The organism is Myceligenerans xiligouense, from assembly GCF_003814695.1.
GTDB classification, from domain to species: domain Bacteria; phylum Actinomycetota; class Actinomycetes; order Actinomycetales; family Cellulomonadaceae; genus Myceligenerans; species Myceligenerans xiligouense.
On the sequence record NZ_RKQZ01000001.1, the window covers coordinates 4,296,763 to 4,311,010 of the forward strand.

Sequence of the window (14,248 nt, forward strand, 5' to 3'; positions counted from 1 at the left end):
TCGTACGGCCGGTCACCGGGCGACGTCCGCCGCACCCGCCTTCGGGCCGACCACGCCGTGGCACCCGCACGACCACGCCATTCTGGCCGATGGTAACGTCAACATTGGTCAGAATGGCGTGGTCGTCGACAGCGGGCGAGCGGGCCGGCCGGCCAGTTCGGCCGGCCGGCCGGCGTCCGGTCAGTCCCTGGCGTTCGGCGGGAGCGGGACCGCGGTCCAGTCCGTGTCCGTGGCCAGGTAGAAACCCGGGTAGGACGGCTGGTTGTAGGTGGTCTGCTGACGCGCCACCTCCACCCGGTACTGCGGGTCGTGCATGAGGGTGTACAGCTTCACGTCCGAGACCTCCGTGGACAGGTACAGCCGCAGTGCCGACGAGTCCTCCGTCCGCACCAGGACCTCCTCACGCCAGTCGCCCAGCACGTCCGCGACGAGCGCCGTGTTGCCCTTGGTGCCGTTGTTGGTCAGCGTCCCGTCCAGGCTCCGCAGCACACCGCGCTCCCGGTCCACGATCGCCGGCGTCACGTCGTTGCCGCCGTTCAGGATCTGCGTGGAGCCGTCCCCCGCCCAGCGCACCGAGGCGTTGGTCCCCATGGTGTCGGGCGAGACCGTCTCACCGGTCGCGGACAGCGTCCCGGACCCGAGCGTCCCGTCCGGCATCGAGGCCCAGACCTCGATGCCCGGGACGTCCGGGAACACGTCGCCGATCATCGACCGCCCGGTGTCCCGCCCCGAGAAGGCGCCGAACAGCACCTCACCGGTGGCGGCGTCGCGCATCGCCTGGCCGTACGGCGCCCAGGCACCGCCCTCGTGGCAGGTCCAGATCTCCAGGCCCGGACGCGACGGGTCGATGTCGGTCACGGCCATCGCGTCGCCGTGGCCGAGCTTCGCCGAGGCGCCGGGGTCCGCCGAGCCCTCCGGCATGGTGTCGTAGGAGGAGTACAGCAGCGACCCGTCGTCGTCCAGCGTCGCGGAGCCGTAGACGATCTCGTGCCGCCCGTCGCCGTCGACGTCGGCCGCCGACAGCGAGTGGAAGCCCTGCGTGGTCAACGTCCCCCACTCCTCGGACGTCCCCTCGACGCCGTGCGGGCCGTCGTTGAACGGGTTCGACATCGGCGCGTGCCCCGAGTCGGCGAACCAGCGCTCGTGCAGCCGCCTCCCGTCCCAGTCGTACGCGACGAGCGTGGTCCGCGTGTAGTAGCCGCGCGCGAAGACCGCGCTGGCGTTCTCCTCGGGGCCGCCCAGGTGGGCGACGCCGGACAGGAACCGGTCCACCCGGTTGCCCGGCTCGATCCGGCTCATCGCGTAGTCGCCCCACAGCAGGCCGTCGTCCCCGCGGCCGGGCTTGTAGTCGATGGTCTGCAGGTCGCGGCCGGTCGCACCGTCGAACACCGTGAGGTACTCCGGGCCGGTGATGACGAAGCCCTCGAACTCGCGCAACTCGTTGCGCCCGGAGCGGGCGGGTGCGTAGACGTCGACGAAGTGGTCCGCCGCGGCCCGCGCGTCGTCGTCGGACAGCGGGTACTCCCACCGCGGCTCGATGCCCCACGCCTCCTCCAGCGTGGCGGGCCACTGCCCGCTCGTCACCTCCTCACGCTCCGACCAGCCGGCGAGCACGCCGACGAGGTACTCGTAGTAGTCCTCCGCCGAGAACCGGTAGTCGTCGCCGTGCCGCACGCCCGCACGCCGGTCGTCCCACGGGATGCCGATGTACGACGACGGTCCCGGGCGGCCGTGCCGGTACCGCGTGACCTTCGTGCCGGGCGCGGTCTTGACCATGACCTCGGCGGTGCCGTCGCCGTCGAAGTCGTAGACCGGGAACTGCGTGTAGTGCGCGCCGGACCGGATGTTGACGCCCAGGTCGATACGCCAGAGCTGGGTGCCGTCGAGCGTGTAGGCGTCCAGGAGCTGGTTGCCGGTGTAGCCCTTCTGGGACACGTCCTTCGAGTTGGACGGGTCCCACTTCACGACGATCTCGTAGGTCCCGTCGCCGTCGAGGTCGGCGACCGACGCGTCGTTGGCGCTGTAGGTGTACTCCTCGCCGGCGGGGGTGACGCCGTCGGCCGGCTTGTTCAGCGGGATGTCGAGGAAGTCGTCGGCCCAGGGACGGGCGGTGCCGGCGGGGCCGCCGGACGGACGCGCGTTGCCGTCGCGACCGCCGCCGAGCGGGCGCACCGTGTACCGGCTGTCCGCCGAGCCCTGGGGATCGATGAAGTTCGTCGAGTCGGTGACCGTGGCGATGCGGCGGCCGTCGCGGTGGACGGCGAAGCCCGGCCCGGCCATGCCGGTGTCGGTGGCACCGGTCACCTCGGTGCCGAGCAGCCGCCAGCTGAGGAACACGCCCTCACTGGTCGCGGCGGCGACGAGCCCGCGGTCCAGGTCTTCGAGCGGGGCGCCGCGCCCGGGGCCGGATCCCGCCCGGCCGTGGCGCTCCGAGGCGCTGGACGCCGCCGTGTCCGACGACGGGCTCGACGGCGACGGGCTGGACGACACCGCCGTGGCCGCCGGGGTGGCAGCGGCGGACGACGCCGAACGGGCTGGTGGGCCTGCCTGGGCGGGCAGCGCCGCGGTGACGGCCAGGGCGATCCCGGCCGTCACGGCCGCGCCTGCCCGGAGGGACGAGGATGACATCGTTGTACTCCTTGTCTGTCGGGGATTGCAGTGCGGGGGTTGCAGTGCGGGGGTTGCAGTGCGGTGTTACTGGCCGGAGGTGCTGGGCGCGCGTTCCTGTCGGAGTTTGCTGTCGTGACGGGACCCGACGGCGACGACCGCCAGACACAGCAGGCCGCCGACGACGGCGATCAGCGGGGTGAGCATCCAGACCAGGACGCCGCACAGGCCGATCGCCACCACCAGCAGGAGTGTCCCGACCAGGTCCTCGCGGGCCTGCCGCGTCCCGAACGACACCAGGCCACCAAGAGAACGCGCGGACCGCTCGACGAGGGACCGACCAGGGTGAGCCCGCCCACCGTCGTCGGACACCGACCAGACGCCCGCGACGCGCAGGATGACGACCGCGGACACCACGGCGACCGCCAGGCCGCCCCACCGGACGGCCTGGCCGCCGGGGAGCAGACCCGAGGCCACGACCTCGGCGTTCAGCGCCAGGATCCCGGCCAGTGCCGGGCCCGCCACGCCGAGGACCCACAGGTCCCGCACGGCCGCCCACCAGTCGCGGGCGAACCACCCGATCCCCGTGCCCTGGCCGGCGAGGTGCCGGCGCAGATGCGCGGTGCCGGCCGCGAGCGCCGCCGGCACGGTGATCACCGGCAGGCTCGCGATCAGGACGTACACGCCGACGAGCAGGCATTCGGCGAGCAACGCGAACCCGTCGGAGAAGGTTCGGGGGCCACGCGCCACACCGGCCGGACGCCCCGGGCCGACCGAGTACGCCGGGCCGACCGGGTGCGCCGGGCGGACCGAGTGCCGCAGATCGGTAGGAGCTGCCATGATCAGCCCTTCAGCCCTTGCGTCGCGACGCCCTCGACGAGGTACCGCTGGAAGATCACGAAGAACAGGATCACGGGGACCAGCGCGAGGACGGCCATGGCCATCTGGGCGCCGTAGTCGGACACGGAGGTCTGGTCCACGTACGCTCGCAGGGCGATCGGCAGCGTGTACAGGTCGGGCTTCTTCAGGTACAGGAGCGGGCCGAGGAAGTCGTTCCAGGACCAGATGAACGCGAAGATCGAGCTGGTGATGATCGCGGGGCGCATCAGCGGCAACATGATGGACCGGAAGATGCGGAAGTGGCCGGCGCCGTCGATGCGCGCGGCCTCGTCGAGCTCGCGTGGCAGGTTGCGCATGAACTGGACCATGAGGAACACGAAGAACGCCTCGGCGGCGAGGAACTTGCCGGCGAGCAGTGGCACGTACGTGTTCACCAGGCCCGCCGAGTTGAACATGATGTACTGCGGGATGATCACGACGTGGGTGGGCAGCAGGAGCGTGGCGATCATGATCGCGAAGAAGATCTTGCGGCCAGGGAACTTCACGCGCGCGAACGCGTAGGCGGACACGGTCGCGGACAGGACGATGCCGATCACGCTGAGCACGCCGAGCAGCGTCGAGTTCCAGAAGAAGCTCCAGAACGGGATGCCGCCGATGCCGCCGAGGGCGGTCCCGAAGTTCGCCAGGGTCCAGGTCTCGGGGATGATGTCGATGTTGCCGATGATGTCGTTGCTCGGCTTGAACGCGGACAGCACCATCCACGCGGCCGGGTAGAGCACCACGGCGAGCATCGCGAGGGTGACCGCGTGGAACACCACGGTCTTGACGATCGTGGCCGGGGGGATGCGTCGCCGGGTGGCGACGTCCGGCGGGGCGTGGCCCACCTGTGCGGTACTCATCAGTTCTCCTCTCCCGAGTAGTGCACCCACGCGCGGGAGGTGCGGAACATCATTGCGGTGATGACGCCCACCACGAGCACCAGCACCCACGCCATGGCGGACGCGTAGCCCATGTCGAACTGCACGAAGCCCCGGGTGTACAGGTACAGCGTGTAGAAGTTCGTGGAGTCCGCGGGGCCGCCGGTGCCTCCGGAGATGATGAACGCGGACGCGAAGACCTGGAACGAGTGGATGGTCTCCAGCAGCAGGTTGAAGAACAGCACCGGCGAGAGCATCGGCAGCGTGATGTTCCAGAACTTGCGCAGCGGGCCGGCGCCGTCCACCGAGGCCGCCTCGTACAGTTCTGCGGGGATCTGCTTCAGGCCCGCCAGGAAGATGACCATGGGCGCGCCGAACTGCCAGACCGCCAGCAGGATCATCATCGGCATCGTCATGTCGGGGTTGCCGACCCAGCCGCCGGCCGGCGCACCCACCGACTGCTGGACGCGGTCGACCACGCCGTCGTCGATGAACATCGCCTTCCAGACGATCGCCACCGAGACGCTGGCGCCCACGAGGGACGGCACGTAGAACGCCGACCGGTACCCGCCCTGGCCGGAGAACTTCATGTTGAGCAGCATCGCGACCGCGAGGGCGGCGGCGAGCTTGACCGGCGTCCCGACGAACACGTACAGCGCCGTGACCTGCGCCGACTTGAGGTAGCGCGCATCGGAGAACATCTGGGTGAAGTTCTCCAGGCCGATCCAGGTCGGCGGGCGGAACAGGTCGTAGTCGGTGAACGCCAGGTAGAGCGAGGCCAGCATGGGCCCGGCCGTCAGGAGGACGAATCCGAGCAGCCAGGGGCTCAGGAACGTGTAGCCGGCGGCGATGTCCGCGCGACGCCGCGCCCCGGGGCGGCGGGGCTGCTGGGGCGCGGCGGCGCGGACAGGCGCGTCGGCGGTGGCCGTAGCGCTCACGACTGGCCGACGTTGCTCTCGGCGAAGGCGAACCACTGGGTGACGAACTCGTCGACGGTGACGTTGCCGTACTGCAGTTCCTCACCGAGCCGCTTGTACTCGGCCTCGATCGCCCCGAAGCCCTCCACCGGGATCGGCGCGGGCTCGGTCACCAGGTCGGCGACCTCCTCCTCGAAGCTGACCACCTGCTCGTCGATCGAGCCGGGCTCGACCTCCATCGCGTCGCGCTGCGCCGCGACGGCCGGGTTGCCCTTGCTGGTGCCGAAGATCGTGCCGACCTCGGGGGCGTTGACCAGGAAGTCGATCAGCGCGGCCGCGGCGGCCGGGTGTTCGGTGTTGGCCGACGCCGACAGCAGCATGGACGGCTTCCAGAACATCCGCGGGCCGTCCGCCCCGGAGGGCATCGGCAGCATCCGGATGTCCTGCTCGGTCTCGGCGACGTAGCCGGCCAGGAAGTTGTCCCAGCTCATCTCCGAGGCGGCCTCGCTGACCGTGAACCCGCCGAGCGGTTCGATCTGCTTGGTCTTCTCGATGGGGAAGAAGATCCCCGCGTCGCGGGCGTCGGAGCCGAGTTCGAGGAACTCCGTCATCTCGGCCTCGGTGAAGCCCAGCTCGCCGTCCTCGGTGAACGGTTCGGTGCCCTGCTGGATCAGCCACTGGCAGAAGAACCAGAAGGTGGTGGTGTAGTCGCCGCTGCCGTAGATCGCCGGGTCCTCACCGGAGCCCGCCTGCTCGACCTCCTCGACGAAGGCCGCGTAGTCCTCCCACGTGTACCCCTCGGCGGGCGGCTCGACCCCGATCTCGTCGAGCACGTCGGCGTTGTAGAACAGGGCGAGGGTGTTGGTGCTCGTGGGGATGCCGTACTGCGCGCCGTCGATCGCGCCCGCGGCCAGGAGCTGCTCGTCGAAGCCGGAGGTGTCGAGGTTCGTGTCGATCGCCTCGGAGAGGTCCGCGAGCTGGCCCGTTCCGCCGTACTGCCGCAGGTAGGACAGGTCCATCTGCAGGACGTCGGGCAGGGAGCCGCTGGCGGCCTCGGTGTTGCGGGCCGGCCAGTAGTCGTCGAAGGCGATCCAGTTGGTGTCGACCTCGATGTTGGGGTTCTGCTCCTCGAAGAGCGCGACGGCTTCCTCGTACTTGTTGGCGCGGTCGTCGTCGCCCCACCACGCGAGGGAGAGGCTGATCTCCTCCTCCGGGTCGAGCTCGTCGGCGAAGCCGGCACCGCCCCCGCTCGCGTTTCCGCCCGAGCAGGCGGTGAGCGCGAGCGCCGCCGTCGAGACGACGGCGATTCCGGCGGCGGTCCTGCGGGCGGGCCGCCCGGCGACAGCCCTACGTTCGATCCTCATTGGAGCCTCCTCGCTCACCCGGAGTCAGCACCGACTCCGGAGGTTCGTCTCACAGTTGCGGGCGGTCCTACCCGGCCCGCATGGATTGAAACGATACAACATGACCGGCAAGCGCTGTCCATCCCCCTGACCGCAATGCCAGGTGACGATTTGGTCAAGAACCAGTTGCCCACGGCACATGGAGGCCGCCGCACCGGCGGAGCCGCTCTCCGGCCACGGCGTCTCCCCGTCAGCGCGTCGACCAGACGCGCAGCCTCCCGCACATGCCGTAACGGCGCGCACCGGGGCGCGCCTCGGTCGCGGCCACGGCTCCACCCATCAGGTGCTCGACGGCGGTCGCGGGTGCCCGCCCCGCCAGCGCCGCCAGCGCCTCGTCCGTCTCGGTCGCGGCGCGGGCGACCGTCGTCGTCCACAGGTCACGCCACTGCTCCGCGCGGCTCCCGACCAGGCGCGCCGCCGCGGTGTAGAGCGGCTCCAGCGCCGCCGGGCCGCTCGCCTCGACGGCGTCCCGCAGGGCGGCATAGCCCTCCAGAGCCAGATCCCGCCGAGCACGGGCGGCCGCGGCGACGGCCGGGTCCTCGGCCATGTCGCCGGCCGGGTCACCCGCAAGACCCGAGATGCCGGACGGCCCCGAGGTGTCCGACGGCGCCACGTCACCCGGCGCCTCCACATCACCCCACGGCCCCGGCGCACCCACCACCTCCGGCAGTGCCGACGCCTCCCGGTAGGCGTCGGCCGAGGCCAGCACGTCCGGCGGAAAGGTCATGACCGCGTCCCCCGCTTCCGGCAGCCCGGCGTTCGACATGACGACCAGCACCTCCAGCCCGCCGTCGTTCACCGCGCGGTGGATCACGCCGGGTGAGAACCAGACGATCCGCCCCGGGGCCAGCTGATGCGACGCGAAGCCCTCCGGGCCCAGCGTCTCGACGCGGCCGTGCCCGGCGAGCACCACGTACGCCTCGGTCGACGTGGTGTGGAGGTGCGGGGTGCCGGACCCTCCCGGTGCGTCGGGCGCGGGCCAGTCATAGACCCGCAGGTGCGAGACCGACGTCCCGCCGGGAAAGACCGGTCCGTTCACCATCTCGTGCGCTCCCCGAGCTCCCTCCGGCCCCTGTCCGCCAGGCGTTCCGCGCGTTCGCCGTCCGACTCTCCGTCGGCCACGACCACCGCGTACTCGAACACCAGCGTCTCACCGGCGGGGAACGGCACCTCCGTGCTGAAGAACGGCGCCGGGCAGATGCAGCAGAACGGCGAGGCCCGCACGAACCACTGCGGCATGCCGCCCGGATTCGTCCCCGGGTCCACCATGAGCACCGTCGAGGCGGCCGAGCCGCCCTCGGGCCCGGGCGCGGCGCCGTCGTGCCGGCCGACGATCCCCAGCCACTCGAACCGCTCGCCGCGCACCTCCTCGGCGTCACCGGTGAAGCCGGGGGCCAGGACCACCCCCTGGGTGAACGACCGCGGACCGCGCCAGAACAGCCCGCCGTACCCGGCGTTCTCGCGGCCGTTGGTGGTGGGGCTGCCGATGTCGAGCGACTCCTCGGTGACGTTCGTCATCTCCGAACGCCAGGTGAGCACCCACGCGTCGGCGTGCACCGCCGCCCGCACGGAACGCCGCTCGCGGACGACGACGTCGCCCGGCGCACCCGCGACGGGACCGCCCGGACCGTACGAACCGTCGGGCCCCGGGGGCTCCCACCCGGCAGGTGTCGCACGCCAGGCCAGTTCCTCGCTGAACCCGGCCGACCCGCCGTCGGTCCAGACGCTGTCGAACTGCTGGTGCTCCTGCGTGCCGTCGTTCGTCAGGTTCTGGTAGTCGCGCTCCCGCACGTAGGTGGGCCCGCCCCAGAAGTTCCACGGCCCGACGTTGGGCAGCGACCACGCCATGCCCTTGTGCCACACGTGGTCCCAGGGCCGGTAGGCGCTGACCTCGCGCCCGCCGGCCGTCCGGATCGGGTGGAAGTAGGGCCGGGGCGACTCGTACTGGACGTCGGTCGGCCGGTAGACGTAGGTGAAGAGGTCGCAGTGCAGCGCGGTCCCGTCGTCGTCGAGGCGCGGGACGGCCGCCGTCGCGCCGGGCCCGTCCTGGCCCTGGCGCGGTTCGGAGTTCTGGACCGGCTCGCTCATCGGGCGACCTCCTCGGCGTCGGCGGTGACGCCCTTGACGGGAGCCCACCCGGGCCCGGATCCGCGCATCGACCCGTAGAAGGGGTCGTCGGTGCCGATCTGCCCGGCACGGACCGGCACTCCCGTGAAGGCGGACCGGTAGATCGCGGCGGCCAGTTCGAGCGTGCCGCGGACATCCGCCACGGTGACGGGCGGCGCCTCGCCGGCGGCGAACGCGCGATACGTCGGGACGAACTGGGCGGCGTGCCCGCTTCCCAGGGCGTCGGGCTCCGGGACCCAGAGCCGCGCGACGTCGTCCTGGCCGGCCACCGGGGTGAACGTCCAGTTCTCGTCCGAGTACCCGTACAGGTGGGACAGCTCGACCGTGGCCTTCTCCGTGTCGAAGCGCAGGTCGGAGGTCTCGCGCGGGGAGAGCAGGCTGTTGGTCACGCTGGCCATCGCGCCGCTCGCGAACCTCACGATCGCCATCGAGACGTCCTCGGTGTCCACCTCGCGGGCCAGGCGGCCGGCCATCGCCGTGACCTCGGTCCACTCACCGAACATCGCGAGCAGCAGGTCGAACTGGTGGATGCCGTGCCCCATGGTGGGGCCGCCCCCCTCGGTGTCCCAGCGACCGCGCCACGGGACGTCGAAGTAGGCGGGCGGCCGGAACCACAGGGTGTCGCAGGTGGCGACGAGCGGGCGGCCGAGCGCGCCGTCGTCCAGCAGACGGCGGAGCCGCAGCGCCCCGGCTCCGAACCGGTGCTGCACCACCTGGGTGAACCGTGCCGTCCCCTGGCCCGTCCGGGCGGGGGCGGCGGTCCGCTCGGCGACGGCGATCCGGTCCAGCTCGGCGAGGGAGAGCACCGCGGGCTTCTCGACGACCACGTGCACACCGGCCGCGAGCGCCGCGAGCGTGGCGTCCAGGTGGGCGCCGGGCGGGGTGCACACGTGCAGCACGTCCGTCTCGGGCAGCACGTCGGCCAGCGACGTCCCGTGCCGGGGGATGCCGAACTCGGCGGCGAACCTCGCCGCGCGGTCGGCGTCGATGTCCACGGCGTGCGTGACCTGTGCGTCGATGCCGTGTCCGCCCAGCGCGCCGATCGAGTTCGCATGATGCGCCGCGATGCCGCCGGTGCCAAGAATCGTGGTTCTCATTCGGGTGCTCCCTGTCGTCGTCGACTACCCGCTCGATTCGATTCGCGACGACCCTACCCGCGGCCGTCGTCGTACGGAAAGAGCTTTCCACACGTCGGGACCGCTACGCGGCGGCGGCTTCCAAGACGGTCTCGACGAGCTCGTCGCTCGTGGCGGGAAGCAGTCCGGGCAGCGCGATCAGCCTGCGCACCACCTCGGTCGCGTCCGCTGCCACGATCGCCATGTCGGAGCCGCCCACCAGCGCGGCCAGCTCCTCGGCCCGCGGGTCGTCCACGCCGTCGCAGGATCCACCCGGCACGTCCTGGCCCTGACCGCCCGCCGCCAGCGTCCGGCGCCGGACGAACTCCGCCCAGGACGCCAGGCCGAACGCGAGCCCCTCCGGCACCCGGCCGGCCTCCAGGCAGTCCGTCAGGACGCCGCCCCAGCGGAACGGGATCTTCTGGCTGCCGTCCATCGCGACCTGGAGGGTCGTGTGTCCGGTGTGCGGGTTCGCGAAACGGCGCAGGATCTCCTCGCCGTACGCGCCCAGGTCGGTGCCGTCCGGCGGGGTGACCGTCGGCAGGGCGTCCTCGAACAGGTACGTGCGCGCGTGGCCCGCGATGCGGGGGTCGGCCATGGCCTCGGCGATGGAGGCGTGCCCGGCGAGCGCGCCCGCGTAGGCGATCAGGGAGTGCGTCCCGTTCAGGAGGCGCAGCTTCGCCTGCTCGTACGGGGCGACGTCGGACGTCAGGGTGACCCCCACGGCCTCCCAGGCGGGGCGCGGACCGGCGAACCGGTCCTCGATCACCCACTGCGTGAACGGTTCGCCCACCACGAGGCCCTCGTCGCGGACCCCGAGCGCCCGCTCCACGGCGTCGCGCTGGCCGGAGGTCGTGGCGGGGACGATCCGATCCACCATCGAGCACGGGAAGGTCACGCGGGAGTCCAGGTAGGCACGCAGGTCGTGGCCCCCGGGTCCGGGGAGCGCGGCGTCGACGGCCTCGCGCACCAGCCGCTCCAGGACGCGCCCGTTGTCGACCATGTTGTCGCACGTCAGCACGGTGATGGGCGCGTCGCCCGCGAGATGGCGCGCGGCGAGCCCGCGCACGAGCAGGCCGATGGCCGACGACGCCGGGGTGGCCGCGGCGGATCCGGACGCCCCCCGCGTGCCGGCGAGGGCGTCCAGATCGGGGCGCACCCGGTCGACGTCGAGGCCACCACCGGGCAGCCGGGCGTACCCCTTCTCGGTGATGGTCAGGGTCACGACGTGCGTGGTCGGCGCGGCCAGGGTGGCGAGGACCCGCTCGGTCTCCTCGGCGGGGTAGGCGACGTCGGTCACCGCGCCCACGAGGTCCAGCCGCAGGTCGTCGCCGACCACGTACCCGGACGGCGACGCGCCGGCGCCTGCCGTCAGGACCCCGTACACCCCGCCCTGCGGGCGCAACTGATCACGGACCGTCGCCGAGCGCTGGGTGACCCCGAGGATCCCCCAGGTCAGGTCGCCGGTCGCGGCCATCGCACGCTCCGTGTAGACGGCCTGGTGAGCGCGGTGGAACGCACCGATCCCCAGGTGCACGATCCCGACCCGCTCCGGGTTCACCGGTGCGGCCACCTGCTCGGGGAGCGCGTCCCTTCGGAGCCTGTCAGTCATGGCGTTCCTCCTCCGTCGTCGGTCGCGACCGTCCTTGGTCGCGCGCACGGCCGCGGGCCGGCCCCGCCGAGCCGCGGATCACCAGTTCCACGGGCAACCGGGCACCCGAGGTGGGCGTCGTCCCGGAAAGGCGCGCGAGCAGCAGGTCGACCGCGCGCCGGCCCAGGCGGTCCAGCGGGACCCGCACCGTCGTCAGCGCGGGCGTGACCAGCGTCGCGAGGGCGACGTCGTCGTACCCCACCACGGACATCTCGCCGGGCACGTCGACCCCGCGCTGCCGCAGGCGGTCCAGCACGCCGAGCGCCATGAGGTCGTTGAAGACGACGACGGCGGTCACCCCGCTCGCCAGCGCGTGGTCGGCGGCCTGGGTGCCACCGGCGAAGTGCGGCCGGAACTCGCCCAGCTCCACGAGCCGCACGTCCCAGCGCCCGGCCGCGGCGTGCAGGCCGGCGACCCGGCGGGCGCCCGACCAGGACGCCGGCGGACCGGCGGCGACACCCACCGCCCGGTGGCCGAGCGAGCTCAGGTGACCGAGGACCTGGGCGGCGCCGTCCGCGTCGTCGAGTGTCACGGCCGGGATCTCGGGGACGGGGGTGGTCGCGGCAGCGGTGGCCGGGTCCGCCGGCAGCTCCCGGTTGAGCAGCACCGCGGTCACACCGGTGAGAGCGTCGCGGAGCGTCTCGGCCTCCGCGCGCGGCGACGCGACGAGCAGGCCGTCGGTGCGGGCCGCGAGCGCCCGGATCAGCTCGGGCTCGACGTCGGGGTCCTCGTCGGAGTCGGCGACGAACATCTCGTAGCCCTCGGCGCGGGCGCGGGCCTGGACCGCCTTCGTGATGGCGGCGAAGAACGGGTTCTCCAGGTCGGGGACCAGCAGGCCGACGGCGTGCGTGCGCCCGGTGCGCAGCCCGCGCGCCACGGGGTGGGGCTGGTAGCCCAGTCGTTCCGCGGCCGCCAGGACACGCGCGCGGGTGGCCGGCGAGATCTTGCTGCGCGGATCGAAGGAGCGCGAGACGGTGGAGATGGAGACGCCGGCGTCGCGGGCGACGTCGTGCACCGTTGCCATGGCACCTCCTCGGGGCGAACCTGTCACGCGAACGTTTGCACAATGTCGCGCCGCCGCGCAACAGGGGGTGAGGCCCCATCAGGGCCACAGCCGCCCTCGGGTACTATGCAAACGTTCGCACGGCAACGACGCCCAGGAGGCCCCGGCATGACCGAATGGACCCTGCACCCGGATCGCGCCCTCCCCGCCGACCCGACCACCCGACCCGTCGCCCGCGAGATCTACGAGACCACCCGCGATCTGCCGATCGTGTCGATGCACGGGCACGTGGACGTCGCGACCTTCGCCGACGACACCCCGTTCCCCGACCCCGCGGGACTGTTCGTCGTCCCGGACCACTACCTCACGCGGATGCTCGTGTCCCAGGGCACGCCGCTGCCCGCGCTGGGCGTCGGACCGGAGGGAACCCCCGGCCTCGAGACCGACCCCCGCGCGATCTGGCGCCGGTTCTGCGCGGGCTGGAAGCACTTCCGCGGGACGCCCACCCGGTACTGGCTGGAGCACGAGCTCGTCGAGATCTTCGGGGTGACGCTGCGCCCGTCGGCGGAGACCGCCGACACCATCTACGACCAGGTGGCCGCCCGCCTCGCGGAGCCCGGCTTCCGCCCGCGCGCCCTGCTCGACCAGTTCCGCATCGAGACGCTCGCCACCACCGACCCGGCGTGGAGCGACCTGGAGCAGCACCAGAGGCTCGCCACCGAGCTCGGGAGCCTGACCGGCGGCTCCGCCGGCCTCGCGACGCCGCGCGTCGTGCCGACCTTCCGGCCCGATCCGCTGCTGCACCTGGACCAGCCGGCCTGGCGGGACGACGTCGCACGCCTGGCCGCGGCGTCGGGCACCGAGGTCGGTGACTACGCCGGCTACCTGGCCGCGCTCCGCGAGCGCCGTCGCGCGTTCGTCGCGGCCGGCGGCAGCGCCACGGACCACGGGCATCTCGGCGCCGACACGACGCCGCTGCCCGACGACGTCGCCGCCGCCCTCTTCGCCCGCGCCCTGGCCGGTGACGACGTGACCGCCGCCGAGGCCGCCGCGTTCTCCGCGCACATGCTGTTCCAGATGGCCGCGATGTCGTGCGAGGACGGGCTGGTCATGCAGTTGCACCCGGGTGTGCTGCGGAACCACGACACGGAGCGGTACGCGACGTTCGGCCCGGACAAGGGGTACGACATCCCGGTCGTCACCGAGTACACGAACGCGCTGCGGCCGGTGCTGGAGGCTTTCGGGCACACCGAGAACTTCCGGATGATCGTGTTCACCGTGGACGAGGACACGTACTCGCGCGAGCTGGCGCCGCTGGCCGGGGTGTATCCGGCGTTGCGGCTGGGCGCGCCGTGGTGGTTCCTCGACGAGCCGGACGCGATGCGCCGGTTCCGTGAGGCCGCCACGGGCACGGCCGGTTTCTCGAACCTGTCGGGCTTCGTGGACGACACCCGCGCGTTCTGCTCCATCCCCGCTCGCCACGACCTCGCCCGCCGGATCGACGCCGGCTACCTGGCACGGCTAGTCGTCGAGCACCGCCTGGACCTCGACGAAGCGGTCGACACCGCCGCGGACCTGGCCTACCGCCTCCCCAAGGCGGCCTACCCGGCTCCCACCCCCTGACGCTGCCCAGTCCTCAGCCCCCACCCCGATGTCGAACCGCATGAT

Annotated in this window: 11 protein-coding genes; 1 reads left to right on the forward strand and 10 read right to left on the reverse strand. The window is 72.3% G+C overall.

The window, feature by feature from the left end; all coding sequences use genetic code 11:
* Positions 1-180: 180 nt before the first annotated feature.
* The 10 genes from EDD34_RS18750 to EDD34_RS18795 all read right to left on the reverse strand — a co-directional run bounded on the left by EDD34_RS18750 (position 181) and on the right by EDD34_RS18795 (position 12,601).
* Positions 181-2,628: a rhamnogalacturonan lyase gene (locus tag EDD34_RS18750; protein WP_170177128.1), complete on the reverse strand. Its 2,448-nt coding sequence runs from the start codon at positions 2,626-2,628 to the stop codon at positions 181-183.
* Positions 2,629-2,694: 66 nt separating this feature from the next.
* Complete coding sequence (locus EDD34_RS18755; protein WP_123815917.1) at positions 2,695-3,447, reverse strand: hypothetical protein; 753 nt, start codon at positions 3,445-3,447, stop codon at positions 2,695-2,697.
* A 2-nt stretch (positions 3,448-3,449) separates the two neighbouring features.
* Positions 3,450-4,346, reverse strand: a complete 897-nt coding sequence (locus EDD34_RS18760) for a carbohydrate ABC transporter permease (RefSeq protein WP_123815918.1) — start codon at positions 4,344-4,346, stop codon at positions 3,450-3,452.
* Complete coding sequence (locus EDD34_RS18765; RefSeq protein ID WP_123815919.1) at positions 4,346-5,302, reverse strand: carbohydrate ABC transporter permease; 957 nt, start codon at positions 5,300-5,302, stop codon at positions 4,346-4,348. The genes EDD34_RS18760 and EDD34_RS18765 overlap by 1 nt, the downstream gene beginning before the upstream one ends.
* Positions 5,299-6,645, reverse strand: a complete 1,347-nt coding sequence (locus tag EDD34_RS18770) for an ABC transporter substrate-binding protein (RefSeq protein ID WP_123815920.1) — start codon at positions 6,643-6,645, stop codon at positions 5,299-5,301. Before EDD34_RS18770 ends, EDD34_RS18765 begins: the two co-directional genes overlap by 4 nt.
* A 229-nt stretch (positions 6,646-6,874) precedes the next feature.
* Positions 6,875-7,726, reverse strand: a complete 852-nt coding sequence (locus EDD34_RS18775; RefSeq protein ID WP_211341636.1) for a cupin domain-containing protein — start codon at positions 7,724-7,726, stop codon at positions 6,875-6,877.
* Complete coding sequence (locus EDD34_RS18780; protein WP_123815921.1) at positions 7,720-8,772, reverse strand: DUF6807 domain-containing protein; 1,053 nt, start codon at positions 8,770-8,772, stop codon at positions 7,720-7,722. Before EDD34_RS18780 ends, EDD34_RS18775 begins: the two co-directional genes overlap by 7 nt.
* The gene (locus EDD34_RS18785) at positions 8,769-9,908 is read right to left on the reverse strand and encodes a Gfo/Idh/MocA family protein (RefSeq protein ID WP_123815922.1); all 1,140 of its coding nucleotides are present in this window, start codon (positions 9,906-9,908) and stop codon (positions 8,769-8,771) included. The genes EDD34_RS18780 and EDD34_RS18785 overlap by 4 nt, the downstream gene beginning before the upstream one ends.
* Positions 9,909-10,011: 103 nt before the next feature.
* Positions 10,012-11,538, reverse strand: a complete 1,527-nt coding sequence (locus EDD34_RS18790) for a mannitol dehydrogenase family protein (RefSeq protein ID WP_123815923.1) — start codon at positions 11,536-11,538, stop codon at positions 10,012-10,014.
* Positions 11,531-12,601, reverse strand: a complete 1,071-nt coding sequence (locus tag EDD34_RS18795) for a LacI family DNA-binding transcriptional regulator (protein ID WP_123815924.1) — start codon at positions 12,599-12,601, stop codon at positions 11,531-11,533. The genes EDD34_RS18790 and EDD34_RS18795 overlap by 8 nt, the downstream gene beginning before the upstream one ends.
* 147 nt (positions 12,602-12,748) lie before the next feature.
* On the opposite strand from EDD34_RS18795, the gene uxaC reads away from it, so the two are divergent.
* On the forward strand, positions 12,749-14,203 hold the full coding sequence (gene uxaC, locus EDD34_RS18800) for a glucuronate isomerase (protein ID WP_123815925.1): 1,455 nt from the start codon (positions 12,749-12,751) through the stop codon (positions 14,201-14,203).
* Positions 14,204-14,248: the final 45 nt, after the last annotated feature.

Coding starts and splice junctions, on each gene's coding strand:
- EDD34_RS18750 (WP_170177128.1), bottom strand. CDS start 2,628: ATGTCATCCTCGTCCCTCCGGGCAGGCGCGGCCGTGACGGCCGGGATC.
- EDD34_RS18790 (WP_123815923.1), bottom strand. CDS start 11,538: ATGACTGACAGGCTCCGAAGGGACGCGCTCCCCGAGCAGGTGGCCGCA.
- EDD34_RS18760 (WP_123815918.1), bottom strand. CDS start 4,346: ATGAGTACCGCACAGGTGGGCCACGCCCCGCCGGACGTCGCCACCCGG.
- EDD34_RS18770 (WP_123815920.1), bottom strand. CDS start 6,645: ATGAGGATCGAACGTAGGGCTGTCGCCGGGCGGCCCGCCCGCAGGACC.
- EDD34_RS18785 (WP_123815922.1), bottom strand. CDS start 9,908: ATGAGAACCACGATTCTTGGCACCGGCGGCATCGCGGCGCATCATGCG.
- EDD34_RS18780 (WP_123815921.1), bottom strand. CDS start 8,772: ATGAGCGAGCCGGTCCAGAACTCCGAACCGCGCCAGGGCCAGGACGGG.
- uxaC (WP_123815925.1), top strand. CDS start 12,749: ATGACCGAATGGACCCTGCACCCGGATCGCGCCCTCCCCGCCGACCCG.
- EDD34_RS18755 (WP_123815917.1), bottom strand. CDS start 3,447: ATGGCAGCTCCTACCGATCTGCGGCACTCGGTCCGCCCGGCGCACCCG.
- EDD34_RS18795 (WP_123815924.1), bottom strand. CDS start 12,601: ATGGCAACGGTGCACGACGTCGCCCGCGACGCCGGCGTCTCCATCTCC.
- EDD34_RS18775 (WP_211341636.1), bottom strand. CDS start 7,726: ATGGTGAACGGACCGGTCTTTCCCGGCGGGACGTCGGTCTCGCACCTG.